Genomic DNA, 18,940 nt, shown 5'->3' with positions numbered 1-18,940 from the left:
CGCCGTTCGGTGCCGCCGATCGGTGAAACCGCATACGTGGAAGGAGCCGCGCCGTGGCCCTCGACCCGCAGTTGCTGGAAATCCTCGCCTGCCCGGACACCCACCATGCCCCGCTCGACTACGACGCACAGGCGCAGACGCTGACCTGCACCGAGTGTGGCCGGATCTTCGAGGTCCGTGACGACGTCCCGGTGCTGCTGCTGGACGAGGCGCGCGGCCCTGCGGAGCGGTCGTGATCGACGGGACGGCCGGGGTCAGCGGCCACCGCCACGCCGACGACCAACTGCTCGACGACCCGAAGGCGCTGGCCGAGCGGGACCCGGGCGGCATGCTGCGGCACACCGCCTCGGCCGGCGCGCAGGTACGCGAGTCCGCCGCGCTGGCCGCCGAGGCGAACCTGTCGATGCTCGCCGACGACGGCCGTCCCCGCGCGGTGGTGATCGCCGGCATCGGCACCGCCGGGCGTACCGGTGACGTGCTGGCCACGGTCGCCGGGCCGCGCTGCCCGGTGCCGGTCATTGCGCACCGCAGCGCGGGCGTGCCGGGCTGGGTCGGTGCCGCCGACGTGGTGATCGCGGTCAGCGCCTCCGGTCGCAGCCCGGAGGCGCTCGGTGCGGCCGAGGCGGCGCACCGCCGTGGTGCCCGGCTGGTGGCCGTCGGTCCGGCCGACTCCCAGTTGCAGTCACTGGCCGAGCGGGCTCGTGCCCCGTTCATTCCGGTGCCCCGCCGGGCGCCGGCGCGGGCCAGCCTCTGGGGTCTCACTGTGCCGGTGCTGCTGGCCGCCCGGGCGCTCGGTCTGGTGAAGGTCAACGAGGCGGACCTCGCCGAGACGGCGGCCCGGCTGGACGCCGACGCCGACCGCTGCCGGCCCACCGCGGAGTCCTTCGTCAACCCGGCGAAGTCGCTCGCCCTCGGCCTGGCCGGCTCCATCCCGATCGTGTGGGGTTCGTCCCCGCTCGCCTCGGTCGCGGCTCGCCGGTTCGGTGACACCCTGTCGGCCAACGCCCGCTACCCGGTGGTCACCGGGGCGCTCGGCGAGGCGGGCCGGGGTCGGGTCGGTCTGCTCGACGGCGTCTTCGGCGGCCTCGCCGAAGGGGAGCGGGACATCTTCGCCGACCCGGAGGAGTCGACGCCCGACGGCACCCGGCTGCGGCTGGTGCTGCTGCGCGACGGTGGCCTGAACGCCGAGGACGACGCCGACGAGCCCCTCGCGGTGGAGGAGCGGCGCGCCGACGCGGTGCAGACGCTCGCCGAGCGCCGGGGCGTACGGTGCGATGTGGTGACCGCCGAGGGCGGCTCGGCGCTGGAACGGCTGGCCTCCCTGGTGGCGGTGCCGGACTTCGCCTCGATCTACCTGGCCCTGGCACACGGCCTGGATCCGATGGCGGTGCCGGCGATCACGGAGATGAAGGAGCTGGCCAACCAGTGACCGGAACGGCGGCGGCATGAGCGCCGGGGGTGGCACCAGGGCGATCGTCGCGGCGTTGCTGGCCAATCTCGGCATCGCGGTGACGAAGTTCGTGGCGTACCTGCTGACGATGTCGTCGTCGATGCTGGCGGAGTCGATCCACTCGGTTGCCGACACCGGAAACCAGGCGTTGCTGCTGGTCGGTGGCAAGCGGGCCCGGCGGGCACCCACCGCGCAGCATCCCTTCGGCTACGGCCGGGAGCGCTACGTCTACGCGTTCATCGTGGCCATCGTGCTGTTCAGCCTGGGTGGGGTCTTCGCGCTCTACGAGGCGTGGCACAAGTGGTCCGATCCGCACGGGATCACCAGCTGGCACTGGGTGCCGGTGACGGTGCTGCTGGTGGCGATCGTGCTGGAGTCGTTCTCGTTCCGTACCGCGATCAAGGAGTCCAACCTGGTCCGGGGCCGTCAGTCCTGGACCAGGTTCATCCGCCGGTCCAAGGCGCCGGAGTTGCCGGTGGTGCTGCTGGAGGACTTCGGCGCCCTGGTCGGTCTGCTCTTCGCGCTGTTCGGTGTGGGAATGACCCTGGCCACCGGCGACGGCCGGTGGGACGCGGCGGGCACCGCGATGATCGGCCTGCTGCTGGTCACGATCGCGATCGTGCTCGCCCTGGAGACCAAGAGCCTGCTGCTCGGGGAGGGTGCCGAGCCGGCCGAGATCGCCGCCATCGAGCAGGCGGTCACCGGCGGGCCGGAGGTCGAGCGGATCATCCACATGAAGACGCTCTATCTCGGTCCGGATGAGTTGATGGTGGCCGCGAAGATCGCGGTGGCGCGCTGGGAGACCGCCGAGGAGTTGGCGCGCGGTATCGACGCGGTGGAGGCCCGGATCCGTGCGGCGGTGCCGACCGCCCGGGTGATCTATCTGGAGCCGGACATCTACCGGGGAGAGGTCGGGCCGGCGGAGGCGTCCGGTCGATCGGGGAGCTGACCGGTGGAACTGCTGTACGGGCCGATCAAGGACTACGCGTGGGGTTCCCGCTGCGCCATCGCCGAGTTGCAGGGGCGTCCGGTGCCCAGCGAGGGCCCGGAGGCTGAACTCTGGTTGGGCGCTCATCCGGGCGCGCCGGCCAGCGTCGACCGGGACGGTGGCCGGGTCGCCCTGACCGAGGTGCTCGCCGCCGATCCGGCCGGCTGGCTCGGCCAGCGGGTCGTCGACCGGTTCGGCGCGCGACTGCCGTTCCTGCTGAAGGTGCTGGCCGCCGCGGCGCCGCTGAGCTTGCAGGCCCATCCGGACGCCGAGCAGGCCCGAGCGGGGTACGCCGCCGACGATGCCCGGTGCGACGGGCACCGCAACTACGTCGACCCGTTCCACAAGCCGGAGTTGCTGGTGGCGCTCGGGCCGATGGAGGCGCTGTGCGGTTTCCGGGATCCGGCGGTCTCGGCCGAGGTGTTGGCCGGGCTTGGCGTACCGGCGTTGGGGCCGGTGCTCGATGCGCTCGACGCCGGTGCGGCCGGGCTGGCCGAGGCCGTACGCCTGCTGCTGACCTGGCCGGCGGCGGACCGTGCCGGGCTGGTGGCGGCGGTGCGGAAGGCGGCGGTGGTCGGGCCGGACGCGGAACTTGTCGAGCTGCTGGCCGAGGCATACCCGGCCGATCCGGGGGTGGTGGTGGCGTTGCTGCTCAACCGGGTGCGGTTGGCGCCGGGCGAGGCCATCTGGATGCCGGCCGGAAATCTGCACGCCTACCTGCGCGGTACGGGTGTGGAGGTGATGGCGGCCAGTGACAACGTCCTGCGCGGCGGGCTCACTCGCAAGCGCGTCGACGTGGCCGAGCTGCTCCGGGTGCTTCGCTTCGAGGTGCTCGACCAGCCGGTGGTGGCGCCTCGACCGGTTGCGGACGGGGTGGTGACCTGGCCGGTCCCGGTGGCGGATTTCGCATTGCACCGGGTGACGGTGGGTCGGCAGCCCGAGGTCACCTTGACGGTGCCGGGGCCGTGGCTGGTGTTGTGCACGTCCGGGCAGGTCGACGTCGCCGACGTGGTCGCCCCGGTGACGCTCGGGCCGGGGCAGGCCGCGGTGGGGTCCGCCGCCGGCGGGTCACTCACGGTCAGCGGTGCGGGTGAGGTGTACGTCGCGTCGCCGGGCCTCTGCTGAGTCGTCTGATCGAACCGCAGGGTGTCCGGCCTGGCCGGCGCGCGTCGAAGCAGGTCCGACCCGGCAACACGCGAGTCCGACTTTTCCGGAATAGCTTGACTCGATGCATGCGGAGTGTGACTCTATGAGTGCGTAGCGTTATCGCGACGAAGGTCCGAGAACGCGCGGGGGAACCAAACCGGGGGGATGTGCGGGGCGGCTGGAGATGGGCGGTGAAACGTCCGTCACTAGTCGCCCCGTGCGCTGTTTGCCCTCACGCCAGCCGTGATCGGGTAGGCGCGCGTAAAGTGGGAGGTTGCGCAGCACAATCGTCCGACAGGAGCTTTTATGACCAGCACCCTCCCGGCGTCCGCCAGCGGCACGTCGCCGAATGCCCGGCCGCGCACTCTCGCCGAAGGCGACTTCCGGGTGGCGGATCTGTCACTCGCCGAGTTCGGGCGCAAGGAGATCCGCCTCGCGGAGCACGAGATGCCCGGCCTGATGGCGATCCGCCGCGAGTTCGCCGAGGCGCAGCCTCTCGCGGGGGCGCGGATCACCGGTTCGCTGCACATGACGATTCAGACCGCCGTCCTGATCGAGACCCTGGTCGCGCTCGGCGCCGAGGTCCGCTGGGCCTCCTGCAACATCTTCTCCACCCAGGACCACGCCGCCGCCGCGATCGTCGTCGGCCCGGACGGCACCCCCGACGCCCCCGCCGGCGTTCCGGTGTACGCCTGGAAGGGCGAGACGCTCCAGGAGTACTGGTGGTGCACCGAGCAGGTGCTCGACTGGCCCGACGGGCAGGGCCCGAACATGATCCTCGACGACGGTGGGGACGCGACCCTGCTCGTCCACAAGGGAGTCGAGTTCGAGAAGGCCGGTGTCGTACCGCCGGTCGAGTCCGCCGACTCCGAGGAGTACGCGGTCATCCTCGGTCTGCTGCACCGTTCGCTCGCCGAGGACGGCCAGCGGTGGACCCGGATCGCCGCCACCATCAAGGGCGTCACCGAGGAGACCACCACCGGCGTGCACCGGCTCTACGAGATGCACCGCGCCGGCACCCTGCTCTTCCCGGCGATCAACGTCAACGACTCGGTCACCAAGAGCAAGTTCGACAACAAGTACGGCTGCCGTCACTCGCTCATCGACGGCATCAACCGGGCCACCGACGTGCTGATCGGCGGCAAGATGGCGGTCGTGCTCGGCTACGGCGACGTGGGCAAGGGCTGCGCCGAGTCGCTGCGTGGCCAGGGCGCCCGGGTCGTGGTCACCGAGGTCGACCCGATCTGCGCCCTCCAGGCGGCGATGGACGGCTACCAGGTCGCCACCCTCGACGACGTGGTCGAGATCGCGGACATCTTCATCACCGCGACCGGCTGCTTCGACGTGATCACCAACGAGCACATGGCCCGGATGAAGCACCAGGCCATCGTCGGCAACATCGGTCACTTCGACAACGAGATCGACATGGCCGGTCTGGCCAAGCGCTCGGACGTCACCCGGGAGAACATCAAGCCGCAGGTGGACCTCTGGAAGTTCGACGACGGTCACGCGATCATCGTGCTCTCCGAGGGACGTCTGCTGAACCTGGGCAACGCCACCGGTCACCCGAGCTTCGTGATGTCGAACTCGTTCGCCAACCAGACGATCGCCCAGATCGAGCTGTTCACCAAGACCGAGGAGTACCCGATCGGCGTCTACGTGCTGCCCAAGCACCTGGACGAGAAGGTCGCCCGGCTGCACCTGGCCGCCCTCGGTGCCAAGCTCTCCACGCTCACCAAGGAGCAGGCCGCCTACCTCGGCGTCGCCGTCGAGGGTCCGTTCAAGCCGGATCACTACCGCTACTGATCAGGTCGTCGAACCGGGTCGACCCTGCCTCGGGTCGGCCCGGTTCGGCATGTCCGGCCGGGCCGCGGGTCAACGTGGGTTACTGCGACGGCCGGGGCGGATCCAGGTCCAGACGCACCAGATCAGCCAACCCACCGACACCAGCGCGGCCAGGGTACGTAGCCGCAGCGCGCTGAGCAGCAGCACCAACGCGAGTACCGCCAGCCACGGCCCGAAACCTCTCACCATTGCCTCCTGGTGTCCGCTCGACACCGGCCACCGGCATCGTTCGCGTCTCAGTGTCCGCCCGTCCCGTCGGCCCCGCTGCGGCGGGCCGGCACCGACGGGCGTACGCCGACCAGACCGCCCGGCGCGGCCTGCCCCGCCTCGACCGCCCTCGGGCTCGGCACCGGACCTGGGACCGAGGTCGGCACAGGGTCGGGCAGCGGCGCGGTGAGCGTCGGCTCGGCCGACCGGAAGGTCGGTGTCGAGCCCAGTTGCGGCCACAGCGCGGCGGTCAACCCACGTTCACCGGCGAGCCGCTGGCGGGCTCGTCGGTGCCGCTCGCCCAGCACGGCGGCCAGGTAGACCGACTCCGGCAGCCCCGCTGGTGGCGGCGGACCGGTGGTCGCGGCGACCTCCCGCCACAACTGCCGGGCCAGATCGCTGCGGGCCGGCTCGGCGAACTGGTGGGACCGGGTCAGATACTGCCGGGTGGCCAGCGCCAGGCTCGGGTCCAACCGGCTCAGATCCAGCGTGTACGCCCAGGAGGTCAGCACCGGCAGCGGGGCCGGCACCGGACGCCAGCTGACCGCGGTGCGGGTGTGCACGACAAGCGTGCCCGCCACCAGGTCACCGAGGCGTCGACCCCGGGCGTCGGTCAGCATCACCGTCGCACCGGCGACCCAGGACAGCAGCGGCAGCACCAGCCCCGGCCACTCGACGGCGACCCCGACCAGCGCCCGGGTCAGCGACTGGCGCAGCCCCACCGGGCCACCGTCGTGGCTCACCACTCGCAGCCCGACCGCGGCCTTGCCCGGCGTGCGTCCTTCGTTGAGCCGTTCGAAACACACCGGGTAACCGATCAGCAGCAGGACCACCCCGACGGTGAGCAACGCCCGTTCCAGGGCCGCGTCGAACAGGCCGTACGGCAGGGCGGCCAGGGTCAGCGCGGTGATCACGACGAGCAGCAGGCCGAAGACCAGCTGAAGCAGCACGTCGATCAGCAGCGCGAGCACCCGGGAGCCGATTCGGGCGGCCCGCACGTCCAGCCGTACGGCCTCTCCGCTGACCAGATCGGCGTCACCGGCGGCCGGGGCGGTCCACCGCGCTGCTGTGCTCATCTACGACAGTGAACACTATGATCGCGCGGACGGGGGTGGCTGGCGGTGGATCTCGACGCGTACGTCGCGGAGCATGGCGGGGAGTGGCGTCGGCTGAGCCAGCTCTGTGACCGGCGGCGTCTCGACGCCGCCGAGGTCGACGAGTTGGTGGCGCTCTACCAGCGGGTCACCACTCACCTGTCGGTGCTGCGCAGCCGCTCTCCCGATCCGGCGCTGCTGGGCGAACTGTCCCAGGTGGTGCTCCGGGCCCGCGCCCGGCTCACCGGCCGGCCCCGGCCGTCCTGGGCGGCGGTACGCGGGTTTATGTTTGCCGGTTTTCCCGGGGCGGTCTGGCGGGCGGCACCGTGGTGGTGCGCGGTGGCCACCGTCTTCACCCTGCTCACCTTCACGCTCATCGGGTTCGTCGCGGACAACCCGGAGACCGCTGCGGCCTTCATCGGTGACGAGGAGGCGGCGCACCTGGTCGAATCCGGATTCGCCGGCTACTACACGGAGTTCTCCGCGCCGACGTTCGCCTTCCACCTCTGGACGCACAACGCCTGGTTGGCGGCGAAGTGCCTGGCCGCCGGGGTGCTCATCGTCCCGGTCGGCTACCTGCTCTGGCAGAACGTGCTGAACATCGGGGTGGTCGGTGGGGTGATGATCTCCTACGGCCGGGCGGACGTCTTCTTCGGCCTGATCACCCCGCACGGGTTGTTGGAGCTGACCGGGGTCTTCGTCGCCGCCGGGGTGGGGCTGCGTACCGGCTGGGCCTGGATCTCGCCACCGGAGCAGCTGACCCGGGGGCAGGCGGTGGCTCGGGCGGGCCGCGACGCCATCCTGGTCGCCCTCGGCCTGGTCGGGGTGTTCGCGGTCGCCGCGGTGATCGAGGCGTTCGTGACCCCCGCACCCGTGCCGACGGCCGTACGCATCGCCGTCGGTGCCGCCGCCTGGCTCGCCTTCCTGGCCTACGTCGTGCTGCTCGGCTCCCGGGCCAGAGCCGACGTCGACGATCGGTGACGGCGCGGGCCGCGACGAGGTCGGCTCAGAGCCGGCCGGCGGCCTTGAGGCGCAGGTAGGCGTCGGCCAGGGCCGGCGCCAGCCGAGGGGCGGGCACGTCCACCACAGCGACGTCGTAGCGGGCCAGCGCCGCCGTCAGGCGGTCACGTTCGGCGAGCGTACGCCAGGCAGCGGCGGCGTTGTAGGCGTCTCGCGGGTGGCGGGGCGGTGTGCTGGTGAGCGCGGTCAGCACCGGATCCTGGGCCGCCGCCACCAGCACCCGGTGCCGGGCGGCGAGCCGGGGCAGCACCGGCAGCAGTCCCGACCCGAGCGCCCCGGGCTCCAGCGAGGTGAGCAGCACCACCAGACTGCGCGGCCGGTGGCGGCGCAGCAACTCGCCCGCGATCAGCTGGAAGTCGGTCTCGACAAGCGCCGGTTGCAGGGGGGCCAGCGCATGTGCCAACCGGGGCCACTGGGCCGGTCGCTCGGCGCCGCCGACCGAGGCACGCGAGACGGCATCGGCGGCCAGCACGTCCACCCGGTCACCGGCCCGTGCGGCCAGGGCGGTGAGCAGCAGGGCCGCGTCGATCGAGGCGTCCAGCCGGGGCTCGTCGCCGAGCAGTACGGCGGAGGTGCGGCCGGTGTCCAGCACGCACACCAGCCGCCGGTCCCGTTCCGGCCGCCAGGTGCGTACCAGCACCTCGGCCCGGCGGGCGCTGGCCCGCCAGTCGATGGACCGTACGTCGTCGCCGGGCACGTACTCGTGCAGGGTGTCGAACTCGGTGCCCGCGCCGCGTCCCTGGCCGACCTGCGTGCCGTCGATCACTCGCAGCCGGGACAGCTTCTCGGGCAGATGCCGGCGGGAGTCGAAGCGGGGCAGCACCCGCAGCGTCCACGGTGGGGTGGGCGGACGGCCGGTGCGCTGCCGGAACGCCAACCCGAGCGGCCCGAGCGAGCGGACCGTCAGCGCCACCGCCGGCCGGTCACCGCGGCGGGTCGGGGTGAGCCGGCTGGGCAGGGCCGCCACGTCACCGGCGGGCACGTGCACGACGCGGTCGGGTGGTACGTCCGGCTGCGCCCCGGCCGACGGCACCCAGGCATCGCGGATCTGGGCGTGCAACGTCCGGCCGGTGTCGTTGTGCAGGTGCACCGTGACGGTGGCGGTCTCACCGAGCCGGACGCAACGCTCACCGTCGCGCTCGACGGTGAGCCCGCGCAGCGGTGCGGCCAGCGCGAAGTCCAGGGCGCACAACACCAGGACCACGCCGGTCATCACCGCCACCCCGATGAAGGGCGCGGGCCAGGCGGGCAGGGTCAGCGCACCGGCCGCGAGCAGTGCTGCCGCCCGCCACGTCATCGTGGTGCGGGCACGGTGGCGAGCACCGAGTCCAGTACGGCGTCCATCCCGACCCCCTCCAGTTCGGCCTCCGGGCGCAGCCGCAGCCGGTGCCGCAGGGTGGGCCGGGCCATCGCCTTCACGTCGTCGGGCACCACGTGGTCGCGCCCGGCCAGCCAGGCCCACGCCTTGGCGGTGCCGAGCAGCGCGGTCGCCCCACGTGGCGAGGCGCCCAGTTCGAGCGCGGGCATGGCGCGGGTGGCCCGGCACAGGTCGACGACGTAGCCGAACAGTGGCTCGGCGACGTGCACCCGGCCGACCGCCGCGCGGGCCACGGCGAGGTCGGTCGCGTCGGCCACCGGGCGTACGCCGGCGGCGGCCAGGTCCCGGGGGTCGAAGCCGGCGTGGTGGGCGCGCAGGACGCCCAACTCCTCCTCACGAGCGGGCAGCGGCACGGTGAGTTTGAGCAGGAACCGGTCCAGTTGCGCCTCGGGCAGCGGGTAGGTGCCCTCGTACTCCACCGGGTTCTGGGTGGCGGCGACGATGAAGGGGTCGGGCAGCGGATGCGGCGTGCCCTCGATGGTGACCTGCCGTTCCTCCATCACCTCCAGCAGGGCGGACTGGGTCTTCGGCGGCGTCCGGTTGATCTCGTCGGCGAGCAGCAGGTTGGTGAAGACGGGTCCTTCCCGGAAGGTGAAGGCCGCGGTACGGGCGTCGAAGATCATTGAGCCGGTCACGTCGCCCGGCATCAGGTCGGGGGTGAACTGCACCCGTCGGGTCGACAGGTCCAGCGCCGCGCCGATGGTGCGTACCAGGAGCGTCTTGGCCACCCCGGGTACGCCCTCCAGCAGCACGTGACCGCGGCAGAGCAGGGCGACGATCAGCCCGGTGACCACCCTGTCCTGCCCGACGACCGCCTTGGCCACCTCGGTACGCAGTCGGTGCAGCGCGGCCCGGCTGGGGTCGGCGGCCAGCGGGTCGCTGAGCGTGGCGGGTCGGGTCACCGGGGGTCTCCTTCGGATCGGGGCAGCGGCGGCCGAACTGGGGACGGTCGCGGGTCGCGAGCCGCGCGATCCAGTTCCTTCGCCAGTTCCAGCAGTTCCTGGTCGGTGTCCGGGGCGTCGCCCTGGAGCAGGTCACGGACGGTGTCCGGATGTTCGCCGGTCTCGGCGGCCACGACGGCAGCCACGTCGGGGGTGCCGGCCGGCAGCTGCAGCCGCCGCCCCAGCCGGTCCTTCGCGGCGGCGCGGAGCACCTCGGCGGTGCTCTGGTGAGCCTTCGCCCGATGGTAGAGCCGGGCCCGGCCGAACACCGTCTCCGCAGCCGGGACGGTCACCGGCAGCGGTTCGGGCGTGGGCGGGCCGAAGCGGCGGGCCCGGGCGATGGCGATCAGCAGCGCGGCCAGCGCGAGCTGTGCAAGCAGCGCCCAGAACCAGGGAGGAAAGGCCGACCAGAGCGGGTTGCTGGTCTGCTCCCGGCCCGGTCCGTCGGAGCCGGAGGCGTTACCGCCCGGTGGTGCGGGCGGCATGGTCTCGGTGCTGTCGCCGGCACCCAGGTCGCCCTGGTCGCCGTCGGGTTCGTCGTAGGGTTCCTCGTCCGGCTCGGACGGCGGTGTGGTCCGCACGGTGCTGGGTGTGGGTGGTGGAGGTGCCGGTCCGTCGAGGTCGAGCCAGAGCACCCGGCCGGTGGTGGCGAGCAGAGCGGTGGCGAAGAGCTCGTTGTCCCACTCGCCGATGCGGCCGTTGCGGAACGGATCACTGGCGCCCACCACCACGTTCTCGGCCGCACCGGGAAGTCGGGCCAGCCCGGCGGAGTAGCAGAGGTCCACCGAGCCGGGCGGGCCGGTGGGGGCGTACCGCTGCCGGGCGACGGCGGCGGTCGCGCCGGTGACCTCGGGCAGTGCGCAGGGCCCGGTGAGGTGTGGGGTGACGGCGCGGGCCGCCCACCGCCGACCTGCCGGTCGCAGTGGCATCCCGGCGGCGGCAAGTACCCGCCGGGGCGGGTCGACGAGCACCAGCCGGGTGTGGCCGGGCAGCAGGTTCAGGTAGTCGACGGTCTGCGGGTGCAGCAGTTCCGGGGCCGGTACGAACAGGGTGGCCGGGCGAGACCTCGCCGCCCGCAGCGCCGCGAGGGTGTCGGTCTCCCGTTGCACCTGCACGCCACGTTCGGCCAGGCCGGCGGCCAACCGGCTGCCGCCGTCGTCCCCGGTCGACAGCGGTGACAGGAATCCCGCGTCGGTCTGGTCCGGCTGGTCGATCGCGTGGGTGACCAGGGTGGTGATGACCACCAGGGCGCTCAGCAACACCGGGATCAGGATGCGGTGCCGCCGTCGGTGTACCGTCGGCGCGCTCACCGGACGTACTCCCCGGAACCTTCGCCCCCGCCGCTGCCGGCTGATACCCCGCCGCTGCCGGCTGATACCGCGCCGTCGCTGCTGTCGGCGGGCCCGTCGGTGAGCAGCCGGTGCAGCGTGGCGGCGTGGTCGCGTACCCGCTGGTCGTGGTCGGCGGTGCCGGGATGCTGGGCGTACCAGACGCGGGCGAAGATTGTCGCCGCAGCGGCCAGCGGCGGACCGGCCGGTGGGTGGCGGGTGGCGGCTGCCTCGACGATCTCGGTGACCGTCGTGCCGGGGCGTACCGACACCAGGTCACGGGCGGACAGTTCCCGGACCATGCCGCGCAGCCGCTCCCGGATCGCCTCGTCGTAGCGTCCTTCGGCGGCCAGCCGGTCGGCCAGCGTGACATGGTGCGCCGGTGGTCCGGTCGGCTGCGGCGACGCAAGGTCGACGGCAGGGTCGGTGTCGGCCCGGCGCGGCCGGGGTGCCCGGGCGGGACGTCGGCGCCGACGCAGTCGGGGGAACCGGTGCGGTCGGGGAAACCGGCGTGGCACCCAGGCGGGGTAGGTGTACCAGCCGGCGGAGGCCAGCATCGTGGTGAGCACCAGCAGCAACGCGACAAGGGGCAGTGGGACGTGATCACCGAGCGCAGCCGTGGTCTCGGTCCACCAGCGGGTGAAGCTCATCTGCCCACCGCCAACAGGGTGGTCCGCGGCGCGTCTACGGGTGCCCGGGAGAGGTGGATGTCCAGCCCCTCGGTGCGGATCCGGGTCTCCAGGTGCAGGACCGCGTCCAGGCAGGCCAGCCCGGCGTAGCCGACCATGTTGACGGCCGCCCACAGCAGCATGGCCACGGCGACGGCCCAGCCCGCCGCGATCAGGTTCAGGCTGGACAACCCGGTGAACATGCCCCAGGCGAGACCGACCCGGAGCAGCCACCAGACGAGGTAACCGAGCAGCCGCAGACCGGCGGCACGGCCGCCGACCCGCAGCGCGAGGTCGACGGAACGGATCGGCGCACGCAGCGGCCTGAGCCGGTCCAGGGCCAGTGCCGGGGCCACCCCGCCGAGCAGCGCGAAGCCGAGGAACCAGGTCGGGCCGGGCAGGGACGCCAGCAACATCGTGACGCCGACGACCGGGCAGAGCAGCAGGGTGGCGCCCCAGCGGGCACCCCGGGGGCGGAGCAGGTCCCGCATGCTTGTCGGACGGCCGACCAGGGCGTTGCCGGCGGCCCGGGCGGCCGGGTTGCCGAGCAGCGTGATGATCACGGCTTCGGTCGCTGCGCCGATGGCGAGCAGGACCAGGAAGGGGCCCAGACTGCTCATCGACAGGGTCCACCACAGTGGTGGATCGACGCCGACGGCGGACCGCAGGGGCAGCAGGAGGAGTTGTTCGACGAGGGCGAGCGCTCCGGCCAGGGGAAGCAGTGCCCCCAGGTGCCCGCGCAGCAGCAGCACGGCGGAGTCGAGCAGTTCACCGACGGTGAGCGGCCGGTTGGGGAGTACCGCGATCGAGCCGGCGTGGGGCACGCGCACTCCTGTGGAAGGCGGGGGCGGTGGCGCGCGGGGACGCAGCCAGGGATCATGTTGACACGCGCGAGTCGGACAGGTGGAGCCCCGGCCGGTGGGGCGGCTCGTGTGAGCGGTGTACCGGCGGGTGCTGGGCACGGCGTGGGTCCCGGCAGTAGCGTGCCGGGATGACGCCCGAACCCCCTGAACTGAACGGGATGGAAACATTAACCCCATGAGAGCCCGGGTACTGGTGGTCGACGACGACCCTGCGCTCGCCGAGATGCTCGGCATCGTCCTGCGTAGCGAGGGGTTCATGCCCTCCTTCGTGGCGGACGGGGAACGCGCGCTGGCGGCGTTCCGCGACAATCGTCCCGATATCGTCCTGCTTGACCTCATGTTGCCCGGAATGAGCGGCATAGACGTTGCGCGGGCGATCCGAGCCGAGTCCGGCGTACCGATCGTGATGCTGACCGCCAAGAGCGACACCGTCGACGTGGTGCTCGGCCTGGAGTCCGGGGCCGACGACTACGTGGTGAAGCCGTTCAAGCCCAAGGAACTGGTGGCCCGGATGCGGGCCCGGTTGCGCCGGGGCGAGGACGCCGCGCCGGAGCTGCTCACCATCGGCCCGCCCGGCAACCAGATCGCCATCGACGTGCCGGCGCACACCGTCAGCCGCAACGGCGAGGAGGTGAAGCTGACCCCGCTGGAGTTCGATCTGCTGGTGGCGCTGGCCCGCAAGCCGCGCCAGGTCTTCACCCGGGAGGTCCTGCTGGAGCAGGTCTGGGGCTACCGGCACGCGGCCGACACCCGACTGGTGAACGTGCACGTACAACGCCTGCGGGCCAAGATCGAGCCGGATCCGGAGCGACCTGAAATCATCCTCACCGTGCGGGGCGTGGGCTACAAGGCGGGTACCGGATAGCCTGGGTCGCACTGTGACCGCCGCCCCGATTCCGGATCCCGACACCACGTCCCGCCGCCCCGGCGCGGGGCGGGAGTTGTGGCGTCGGCTCAGCGGTCGGGCCGCCCGCGTGTTCGCCGGCCTGCACCACACCTGGCGGCGCTCGCTGCAGGTGCGGGTGGTCACCATCACACTCGTGGTGTCGAGCCTGCTGGTGGGCGGTTTCGCCTACCTGATCGCCGGCAAGATCACCAGCATTCTGCTGGACAACGCCAAGACCGACGTGCGGCTGCGGCTGACCAGCGGAGCGGAGTACGCGGCCAAGCAGTTCAGCCTCTACAGCCAGCCGCAGGAGGCCCAGCTCCAGGAGACCATCGACGGCACGGTCAACTACCTGGCCGGCGGCGATCCGCAGCAGACCAGCGGTGTGGTGGTGGCGCTGACCGCGGACGGCGTCGGTGGCATGATCCTGCCGCGCAGTTCGCCCGCGGTGGACTTCCGGCCGTTGATCAGCCCCGAGCTGCGGGCGGCGGTGGCCGGCGGCAACGTGGCCAACCAGATCCAGACCGGCAGGCTCACCGGCGATCGGGACACCAAGTACCTGGTCTACGGCTCGCCGGTACCGACCCGCTTCGGTCAGGTGGAGCTCTACTACTTCGTACCGCTGACGTTGCAGGATTCGACGGCCAGCCAGGCGCGGACCACGGTGCTGCTCACCGGCCTTGCCCTGGTGTTGCTGCTCGGCCTGCTCGCGGCGCTGGTGACCCGGCTGGTGGTGACGCCGGTACGGGTGGCGGCCCGCACCGCCCAGCGGCTCTCCGCCGGGCTGCTCGATCAGCGGATGGCGGTCAACGGCGAGGACGACCTGGCCCTGCTCGCCGCCTCCTTCAACCAGATGGCCACCAACCTGCAACGGCAGATCCTGCGTCTGGAGGAGATGTCGCGACTGCAGCGGCGGTTCACCTCGGATGTCTCGCACGAGCTGCGTACCCCGCTGACCACGGTACGGATGGCCGCCGATCTGATCTTCGCCGAGCGGGACGGGTTCGAGCCGTCGGTGGCGCGCAGCGCCGAGTTGCTGCAAGCCGAGCTGGACCGCTTCGAGGAGTTGCTGACGGACCTGCTGGAGATCAGCCGGTTCGACGCCGGTTTCGCGGTCCTCGACGCCGAGCCGGCCGACCTGGTGCCGGTGGTGCACCGGGTGGTGGACCGCCTCTCCGGCCTGGCCGAACGGGTCGGCGTGGAGATCGAACTGGACGTGCCGGCGACCCCGGTGATCGCCGAGATCGACCCGCGCCGGGTGGAGCGGGTGCTGCGCAACCTGGTCGGAAACGCGGTGGAGCACGGCGAGGGTCGGCCGGTGCGCATCACCCTGGGGATGGACGACACCGCTGTCGCGGTCACCGTCCGCGATCATGGCGTCGGGCTCAAGCCCGGCGAGGAGAAGCTGGTCTTCAACCGGTTCTGGCGGGCCGATCCGTCCCGGGCCCGGCAGACCGGCGGCACCGGGCTGGGCCTGTCGATCAGCCTGGAGGACGCCCGGCTGCACGGTGGCTGGCTGGAGGCATGGGGCGCGCCGGGGCAGGGCGCACAGTTCCGGCTCACCCTGCCGGCGCGGGCCGGCGACCGGTTGATCACCTCGCCGCTGCGGCTGGTGCCGGCGGACGCGGCCGTGTCGTTCGGCGCGACGTCGACCGAGAGTCAGCTGGCCATCGGCCCGGGACCGGACGGCGCACTCACGGTCGGGCCGGCGAAGTCGGTCCCTGAGCAGCGCGCGGAGGTGGCTTCGTGAGGCGACGACTGCTCAGCGGTGCGCTCGGCGCGACGCTGGTGCTGGCCGGCGCGGTCGGTTGCGGCATCCCCGACCGGTCGGAGGTGCAGACCGAGCAGCGAGGGCCCGCGGCGGAGGCAAGCTGGTCGCTGGGTCGGGGCAGCGAACCGCCGGCACGGGAGGCCAGCGGAAGCGACGCCGAGGCCTTCGTCCGTAACTTCCTGGCCGCTGCGGCAGGCGAGCCGGATCGGGCGTACGACCGGGTCAAGCAGTACATCGCGGTGGCGGAGCGCGGCGGCCTGCAGGTGAAGCAGGGCAGCGAGGTGGCGCTGTCGGTGGTACGCCTCACCGACGACCCGGTGATCGAGCCGGACGTCGACAGCATGAAGGTCACCATCAGCGTGCAGCAGGTCGGCCTGCTGCGGGCCAACGGCATGCTGGTGCCGCCCCTGGCCACCGAGACGACGTACGAGTTCCGGCTGATCAATGCCGGTCCGGCGGGTCAGGACGACGCCGGGTTCTACGTCAGCGGCCCGCCGAACGTGTTGCTGCTCAGCGACGAGGCGCTGCGCCTGTACTACCAGGCCGAATCCATCTACTTCTGGAACTCCGAACGGACCCGGCTGGTGCCCGACCAGCGGTACCTCTCCTCGGCGGTGCCCGCCGAGCGTCGGGTGAGCGAGGTGGTCCGTTGGCTGACCGCAGGCCCGTCGGACTGGCTGCGGGTCGGCGTCTCCGGGCTGCCCGACCGCACCGAGATGATCAACAATGCCACCGGCTCGGACGGCCGGTGGGAGGTCAACCTCGACATGCCCGGTGCCGACGAGGTCCGGTTGGAGCAGTTCGCCACCCAGCTGGCCTGGTCGCTGCTGGAACTGGACGGCATCCTGGAAATCAAGATCCTGAACCAGTCCCGGAAGCTGGTCGACCTGGGCGAACAGCGGGCGTCGAATCAGCTGTACCGGCTCGACGACAGCAGCGCCCGACGGTTCTGCGTCTACGAGGGCGCCATCCACGCGCTCGCCGTGGCCAACGAGCCGATCGGCCGGGTTCCGGTGGCGGCCGACGCGAACCACGACGTGCTCTCCGCCGGGCTGCGCCGCGCCGGCAGCGACGTGCTGGCCGCCCTGGTGGTGAGCGACGGCGCCGGGCAGCGGCTGCGGGTCGGCCGGGGCCGGGACGTGGTGGAAACCTTCATGACGGGGCCGGCACACACCGTGATCGGCCGGCCGGTCTGGCTGCGTACCGACAGCGATCAGCCGGCCGGTCTGGTGGTCGCCGACGGCGAGCTGTACCGCTTCGACGACCGGGGGGCCATGCGCCCGGTGCAGCTCGGCCTGCCGGGCCGGGTCGACGCGGTGGCGGCTTCGCTGGACGGGCACCGGATCGCCCTGATCGTCGGCGGTGCGCTGCACGTGGCTGCGATCAGTTGGGAGGGCGGGGTGCCCACCATCGGACCGGCCCGACGCCTGGCGACCTCACTGAACCGACTGACCGCGGTCGACTGGTGGGCGGAGAGCCGCCTGCTGGTGGCCGGGGCCGCCGGTCGACCCGCGATCTACGACGTCAGCGTCGACGGGGCGCTGGAGACCCGGCTGCGCGACGACGCCGGTGCCGAGGTCACCCACCTGGCCGCCCACCCGGCCACCCCGACCTCGCCGCTCGCCGCCACGTTCATGTACGAGGCCAACGGCGTGACCTACCGCAACAACCCGTTCGAGCGGATCGTGCGCGAACAGGTCCAGGACGTCACGGCGCCGCCGACCGGGGTCCGCCCGGGCAATCCCACCGCCCCCGTCTTCCTCTACTGAGGCGACCGTGCTGCGCGGGCTGTGGGCGGATCTGGCCGACCTGGCCCTGCCCACCGAATGCGCCGGCTGCCGGCAGCGCCGGCCCGGGCTGCGGCACGGCGTCTGCCCGCACTGCGTGACCGCGCTGCACGCGCTGCGCCCCGTGCAGGTCCGACCGGTGCCGGCCCCGGTGGGGTTGCCGCCCTGTCACGCGCTCGGCAGCTACGGCGGGCCGCTGCGGGAGACCCTGCTCGCGTACAAGGAACATGGCCGACACGGTCTGGCCCGACCGCTGGGCGCGTTGCTCGCCGAGGTCGTGGCCGATGCGGTCGGCTCGGCCCGGCCGCTGGTGCTGGTGCCGGTGCCGGACACCCCGGCGGCGGCCCGGGCCCGCTTCGGCGATCACCTCGGCCGGCTCGCCCGGCACTGCGCCCGTCGGCTCGACGCGGCCGGCTGGCCGGTACGCGTTGATCGGCCGGTACGCGCGCTGCCCCGGCCGGACTCGGTCACCCTGGACAGCGCCGGTCGGGCGGCGACGGCGCTGGCCGCCTTCCGGGTACGGCCGGACGCCGGTCCGGTGCCGCCCGGCGCGACAGTGGTCCTGCTGGACGACATCGTCACCACCGGGTCGACACTTGCCGCGATCAGTCAATTGCTGGCCGTACAAGGAATGTCGCCGTCGGTGGCGGCGGTGCTGGCCGCCACCGAAAAAAGGCACCAACGGTGACGGATTGTGTTTCCAATTCACTCCTTCGTGTGTGATCTTTGCAAAATTCCGGCCGTTGTCGAGGGCTGGGGATGACGAGCGGGCAAACAAGAGTTAGCGTTTGCTTGTCGAGGGTAGGAGGTCAGCCACCCACCCCCGGCGGTGAGAGGAGGCGTAGCCGTATTGACCGGTCGACGCCGAGCGGGGCCCCTCCCCGGACGCGCGACCGGAGTTTTCGGAGCAAAGACCGTCCGAGCAAGGAGGTCACGGTGGACATCGTGGTCAAGGGCCGTAACGTCGAAGTGCCGGATCATTACCGGGTGCACGTAGCAGAAAAACTGGCGAAGATCGAACGTTACGACCACAAGCTGATTCGTGCCGAGGTGGAGCTTTTCCACGAGCGCAATCCGCGCCAGGCCGACCACTGCCAGCGAGTGGAAATCACCTGCTTCTCCCGGGGCCCGGTGATCCGGGCCGAGGCCTGCACGAGCGACTTCTACAGCGCCCTGGACGCCGCGATCGCCAAGCTCGACGCCCGACTCCGCCGCGCCGCCGACCGGCGTCGGGTGCACCGCGGCCGGCACGCGCCGCTGTCGGTCGCCGCCGCCACCGCCGGCCTGCCGGTAACCGACCTCCCCTCCGCCGCCCTGGGCGCACCGGCCAGCGCTGCCACCGCGGTCGCCGAACGCGCCGAGGAGGACGAGTACGACGACCAGCCGTGGCACATCGCCCGGGAGAAGGTGCACCCGGCCGAGCCGATGACCGTCGACGACGCGCTGTTCCAGATGGAACTCGTCGGCCACGACTTCTATCTGTTCCAGGACAAGGAATCGGGTCGTCCGAGCGTGGTCTACCGACGGCACGCCTACGACTACGGCATCATCTCGCTGGACATCTGACC

Annotated in this window: 18 protein-coding genes; 11 read left to right on the top strand and 7 right to left on the bottom strand. The window is 72.2% G+C overall.

Annotation, left to right across the window (positions count from 1 at the left end):
- Positions 1–53: 53 nt before the first annotated feature.
- From EG812_RS13055 to ahcY, 5 genes are all read left to right on the top strand, one after another.
- On the top strand, positions 54–236 hold the full coding sequence (locus tag EG812_RS13055; RefSeq protein ID WP_013731721.1) for a Trm112 family protein: 183 nt from the start codon (positions 54–56) through the stop codon (positions 234–236).
- Entirely contained in the window at positions 233–1,429 is a 1,197-nt protein-coding gene (locus tag EG812_RS13050) for an SIS domain-containing protein (protein WP_013731722.1), read from the top strand. The genes EG812_RS13055 and EG812_RS13050 overlap by 4 nt, the downstream gene beginning before the upstream one ends.
- A 16-nt stretch (positions 1,430–1,445) precedes the next feature.
- Complete coding sequence (locus tag EG812_RS13045; protein WP_013731723.1) at positions 1,446–2,399, top strand: cation diffusion facilitator family transporter; 954 nt, start codon at positions 1,446–1,448, stop codon at positions 2,397–2,399.
- Positions 2,400–2,402: 3 nt separating this feature from the next.
- Positions 2,403–3,563: a mannose-6-phosphate isomerase, class I gene (gene manA / locus EG812_RS13040; protein ID WP_013731724.1), complete on the top strand. Its 1,161-nt coding sequence runs from the start codon at positions 2,403–2,405 to the stop codon at positions 3,561–3,563.
- A gap of 327 nt (positions 3,564–3,890) precedes the next feature.
- Positions 3,891–5,390, top strand: a complete 1,500-nt coding sequence (ahcY, locus tag EG812_RS13035) for an adenosylhomocysteinase (RefSeq protein WP_013731725.1) — start codon at positions 3,891–3,893, stop codon at positions 5,388–5,390.
- A gap of 69 nt (positions 5,391–5,459) precedes the next feature.
- Here ahcY and EG812_RS29285 read toward each other — a convergent pair whose 3' ends face one another.
- Together EG812_RS29285 and EG812_RS13030 are read right to left on the bottom strand one after the other, a co-directional pair.
- A complete protein-coding gene (locus EG812_RS29285) occupies positions 5,460–5,615 on the bottom strand; it encodes a hypothetical protein (RefSeq protein WP_169804608.1) in 156 nt (51 codons plus the stop codon).
- Positions 5,616–5,665: 50 nt separating this feature from the next.
- Complete coding sequence (locus EG812_RS13030) at positions 5,666–6,712, bottom strand: RDD family protein (protein ID WP_126711684.1); 1,047 nt, start codon at positions 6,710–6,712, stop codon at positions 5,666–5,668.
- A 45-nt stretch (positions 6,713–6,757) separates the two neighbouring features.
- Between EG812_RS13030 and EG812_RS13025 the strand changes: the two genes are divergently transcribed.
- On the top strand, positions 6,758–7,711 hold the full coding sequence (locus EG812_RS13025; protein ID WP_013731728.1) for a stage II sporulation protein M: 954 nt from the start codon (positions 6,758–6,760) through the stop codon (positions 7,709–7,711).
- A gap of 25 nt (positions 7,712–7,736) precedes the next feature.
- On the opposite strand, the gene EG812_RS13020 is transcribed toward EG812_RS13025, so the two are convergent.
- The 5 genes from EG812_RS13020 to EG812_RS13000 are packed head-to-tail and all read right to left on the bottom strand — an operon-like array spanning position 7,737 to position 12,889.
- The gene (locus EG812_RS13020) at positions 7,737–9,047 is read right to left on the bottom strand and encodes a DUF58 domain-containing protein (protein WP_013731729.1); all 1,311 of its coding nucleotides are present in this window, start codon (positions 9,045–9,047) and stop codon (positions 7,737–7,739) included.
- Positions 9,044–10,030: an AAA family ATPase gene (locus EG812_RS13015; RefSeq protein ID WP_013731730.1), complete on the bottom strand. Its 987-nt coding sequence runs from the start codon at positions 10,028–10,030 to the stop codon at positions 9,044–9,046. The genes EG812_RS13020 and EG812_RS13015 overlap by 4 nt, the downstream gene beginning before the upstream one ends.
- Positions 10,027–11,379, bottom strand: coding sequence for a DUF4350 domain-containing protein (locus tag EG812_RS13010; protein ID WP_013731731.1), 1,353 nt, complete (start codon positions 11,377–11,379; stop codon positions 10,027–10,029). Before EG812_RS13010 ends, EG812_RS13015 begins: the two co-directional genes overlap by 4 nt.
- On the bottom strand, positions 11,376–12,047 hold the full coding sequence (locus tag EG812_RS13005; protein WP_126711683.1) for a DUF4129 domain-containing protein: 672 nt from the start codon (positions 12,045–12,047) through the stop codon (positions 11,376–11,378). The genes EG812_RS13010 and EG812_RS13005 overlap by 4 nt, the downstream gene beginning before the upstream one ends.
- Positions 12,044–12,889, bottom strand: a complete 846-nt coding sequence (locus EG812_RS13000) for a hypothetical protein (RefSeq protein ID WP_013731733.1) — start codon at positions 12,887–12,889, stop codon at positions 12,044–12,046. The genes EG812_RS13005 and EG812_RS13000 overlap by 4 nt, the downstream gene beginning before the upstream one ends.
- A gap of 214 nt (positions 12,890–13,103) precedes the next feature.
- Between EG812_RS13000 and mtrA the strand changes: the two genes are divergently transcribed.
- From mtrA to hpf, 5 genes are all read left to right on the top strand, one after another.
- Complete coding sequence (gene mtrA / locus EG812_RS12995) at positions 13,104–13,793, top strand: MtrAB system response regulator MtrA (protein WP_013731734.1); 690 nt, start codon at positions 13,104–13,106, stop codon at positions 13,791–13,793.
- 13 nt (positions 13,794–13,806) lie between these two features.
- Positions 13,807–15,564 (top strand): MtrAB system histidine kinase MtrB, encoded by a 1,758-nt coding sequence (mtrB, locus tag EG812_RS12990; RefSeq protein WP_013731735.1) that lies wholly within the window; start codon positions 13,807–13,809, stop codon positions 15,562–15,564.
- On the top strand, positions 15,561–17,354 hold the full coding sequence (locus tag EG812_RS12985; RefSeq protein WP_013731736.1) for an LpqB family beta-propeller domain-containing protein: 1,794 nt from the start codon (positions 15,561–15,563) through the stop codon (positions 17,352–17,354). Before mtrB ends, EG812_RS12985 begins: the two co-directional genes overlap by 4 nt.
- Positions 17,355–17,361: 7 nt before the next feature.
- Positions 17,362–18,060, top strand: coding sequence for a ComF family protein (locus tag EG812_RS12980; protein WP_126711682.1), 699 nt, complete (start codon positions 17,362–17,364; stop codon positions 18,058–18,060).
- 248 nt (positions 18,061–18,308) lie between these two features.
- Positions 18,309–18,938 (top strand): ribosome hibernation-promoting factor, HPF/YfiA family, encoded by a 630-nt coding sequence (hpf, locus tag EG812_RS12975; RefSeq protein ID WP_013731738.1) that lies wholly within the window; start codon positions 18,309–18,311, stop codon positions 18,936–18,938.
- Positions 18,939–18,940: the final 2 nt, after the last annotated feature.

The organism is Verrucosispora sp. FIM060022, from assembly GCF_003977705.1.
Taxonomy (GTDB): domain Bacteria; phylum Actinomycetota; class Actinomycetes; order Mycobacteriales; family Micromonosporaceae; genus Micromonospora; species Micromonospora gifhornensis.
This window is presented reverse-complemented; position numbering and strand designations above follow the sequence as displayed.